The sequence below is a fragment of the Bradyrhizobium sp. genome (assembly GCF_030693485.1).
GTDB lineage: Bacteria > Pseudomonadota > Alphaproteobacteria > Rhizobiales > Xanthobacteraceae > Bradyrhizobium.
This window is the reverse complement of record NZ_JAUYAN010000070.1, coordinates 1-3,095: the sequence shown is the minus strand read 5'-3', so window position 1 is coordinate 3,095 and position 3,095 is coordinate 1. Positions and strand designations below refer to the sequence as shown.

2 protein-coding genes are annotated in these 3,095 nt (G+C 62.0%); one reads left to right on the top strand and one right to left on the bottom strand.

Annotated features, from left to right (window positions below; genetic code table 11):
* Positions 1-426 precede the first annotated feature (426 nt).
* Positions 427-2,667, top strand: coding sequence for a glycogen debranching protein GlgX (glgX, locus tag Q8N40_RS05420; protein WP_305711083.1), 2,241 nt, complete (start codon positions 427-429; stop codon positions 2,665-2,667).
* 19 nt (positions 2,668-2,686) lie between these two features.
* Here glgX and Q8N40_RS05415 read toward each other — a convergent pair.
* On the bottom strand, positions 2,687-3,095 hold a 409-nt coding region (locus tag Q8N40_RS05415; protein ID WP_305711082.1), incomplete at its 5' end, for a VOC family protein.

The window sequence follows — 3,095 nt, the reverse complement described above, 5'->3', positions numbered from 1 at the left end:
GTTGTCAGGTCACACCGGAATCACCCGGCATTCCCCGCGCAGTGGTTTACGACTTATAGGTGATCTCCCCGGTGAGCCATGCACTTTTGCCACCGTCGCCCCCCCCGCACGGAGTGGACGGCGTTCACGGATTGCGGGCCTGAACCCTCACGGCATCCCATTTTAATTAGGCTGCGGCCATGAGCATGGCTGCAGGGTTTGCGGTCCTGAGTTGGATCAATCGTCCCCGGCCGCCCCGGGACGCCAAGACGAACCCCGCGACTTGGATGGCCCGGCCTGCCCCCTACGCTGGCACCGCTTTCCTGGCGGTTCATTCGGCGTGCGCCGCTGGCGGTGGCTCGCAGATCATCGCACCCAAGCGCCGCTTATTCAGGAAGGGAACCGATTAAAGCCGCACCCGTTCTTCTCTCTTTGGGGAACGGCTTCATGAACATTTCCACCCGGGGCGAAACGACGCTGGCGAAGGCAATGCAGGTGCTGCGGCGCTCGACGATCAGGGAAGGCAAACCGTTTCCCCTCGGCGCCACCTGGGACGGCCTCGGCGTCAATTTCGCACTGTTCTCCGCCAACGCCACCAAGGTGGAGCTTTGCCTGTTCGACGACAACGGCGAGACAGAACTCGAGCGGATCGAGCTGCCGGAATATACCGACGAGGTCTGGCACGGCTATCTTCCGGCCGCCCGTCCCGGAACCGTCTACGGCTATCGCGTCCATGGACCCTTCGAGCCCGACGCCGGACACCGCTTCAATCCCAACAAGCTGCTGATCGATCCCTATGCCAAGCAGCTGGTCGGACAGCTGCGCTGGGGGCCGGAACTGTTCGCCTACAAGATGGACCACGCCGACAAGGACAAGTCATTCGACGACCGCGACAGCGCGCCGCTGATGCAAAAATGCCGGGTGATCGACCAGGCCTTTACTTGGGGCGCCTCGCGCAAGCCGGAAATCTCCTGGGAGCGCACGATTTTCTACGAGATGCATGTCAAGGGTTTTACAAAACTTCATCCGCTGGTGCCGGAAGCCGACCGCGGCACCTTTGCCGGCCTCGCCAATCCGAACATCCCGGCCTATCTGCGTTCGCTGGGCGTCACCAGCGCGGAGTTTCTGCCGATCCACGCCTTTGTCGACGACAGCTATCTCGAAGAAAAGGGATTGAGAAACTACTGGGGCTATAATTCGCTGGCCTTCTTCGCGCCGGAGCCGCGCTATTTGCAGTCACCGATGGTGAGCGAATTCAAGGAGATGGTGAACCAGTTTCACGCGCATGGAATCGAGGTGATCCTCGATGTCGTCTACAACCATACCGCCGAAGGAAACGAGCTCGGACCGACGCTGTCGTTCAAGGGGATCGACAATGCGAGCTACTATCGCCTGATGCCGGACCAGAAGCGCTACTACATCAACGATACCGGCACCGGCAACACCGTCAATCTGTCGCATCAACGCGTCCTGCAAATGGTCGCGGACTCGCTTCGCTACTGGGCGACCGAGATGCATGTCGACGGATTCCGCTTCGACCTCGCCACCATTTTGGCGCGCGAGCCCTACGGGTTCGACGAAGGCGGCGGCTTCCTCGACGCCTGCCGGCAGGACCCTGTGCTGTCCAGCGTCAAACTGATTGCCGAGCCGTGGGACATCGGCCCCGGCGGCTATCAGGTCGGACAGTTTCCACCGGGTTGGGCGGAATGGAACGACAAATTTCGTGACACCGCACGCAGTTTCTGGAAGGGCGATTCAGGTGTGCTGCCCGAGTTCGCCAAGCGCATCACCGGATCGGGCGACCTTTTCAACAAGCGCGGACGAAAACCCTGGTCGAGCGTCAATTTCGTCACCGCGCATGATGGCTTCAATCTCAACGACCTCGTTTCCTATAATGAAAAGCACAATGAAGCGAACGGCGAAGAAAACCGGGACGGTCATTCCAACAATCATTCGTGGAACCACGGCGTCGAGGGCCCGACCGACGATCCCGAGATCATTGAGCTGCGCGAGCGTCAGAAGCGCAACTTCATCGCCACCATGATGCTTTCGCACGGCACCCCGATGCTGCTGGCAGGAGATGAATTCGGCCACACCCAGCAGGGCAGCAACAACGCCTACGCGCAGGACAACGAAATCTCCTGGCTCGACTGGCTCGGCATCACGTCGCAGGGCCGCTCGTTGCGCGAATTCACCCGCAAGGTGATCGCCATGCGGAAAGCATTCCCCATCCTTTATCGCGGACGCTTTTTCGTCGGCGCCCACAATGAGGAACTCGACGTCAAGGACGTCACATGGCTGTCGCCATCGGGCGACGAGATGACGACCGACCATTGGCACGACGGCAATGCCCGCTGTTTCGGCATGCTGCTCGATGGACGCGCGCAGGAGAGCGGGATCAGACGCCGGGGATCCGATGCGACGCTGCTGCTAGTCTACAACGCGCATTTCGATGTGGTGAATTTCACCCTGCCGTCGGTGCCGGAAGGCAAGGAATGGCTGGGTCTGATCGACACCAACCAGCCCGACGTGCAACTTGCCACGTTCCCGTTCGGTCACGACTACGCGGTGACCGGACGCTCGCTGGTGGCATTCGGCCTGTCGGCGGAGGACAGCGCGACAAGGCGGTTGCGCCAGGGCGTGGGATCTATTCTCGATGTGATGGAAACGCCGCTGCCTGGCACCTGACCGCGGGCTCGCGACCGGGTCACACCGCGTGGTGGCAGACAGCCTCGATGCGGTTGCCGTCGGGGTCGCGCAAGAACGCCGCGTAGTACGACGCGTGATAGCTGCGCAGGCCCGGCGCGCCGTCGTCGGCCCCGCCGGCCGCGATCCCGGCATCCCAGAACGCGTCGACCTGGGTTCGCCATTTCGCCTTGAAGCACCAGTGGCGGCCCGGCGCATCCTCGGGCTTGTCACCCTTGCGGATCGAGATGTAGACCCGCTCGGGATACGCCGGACGCGAGCGCTCGCCATAGCCCAGCCAGTCCTCGCGGCGGCCGACCTTGACCACCCCGAGTTCCTTCATGATCGCGTCGTAGAAGCGCTCGGCCGCTGAAATGTCCGACACGGTGATGGAGATGTGGTCCAGCATCAGGTCATCCGCTACGCCGCGT

Coding starts and splice junctions, on each gene's coding strand:
- glgX (WP_305711083.1), top strand. CDS start 427: ATGAACATTTCCACCCGGGGCGAAACGACGCTGGCGAAGGCAATGCAG.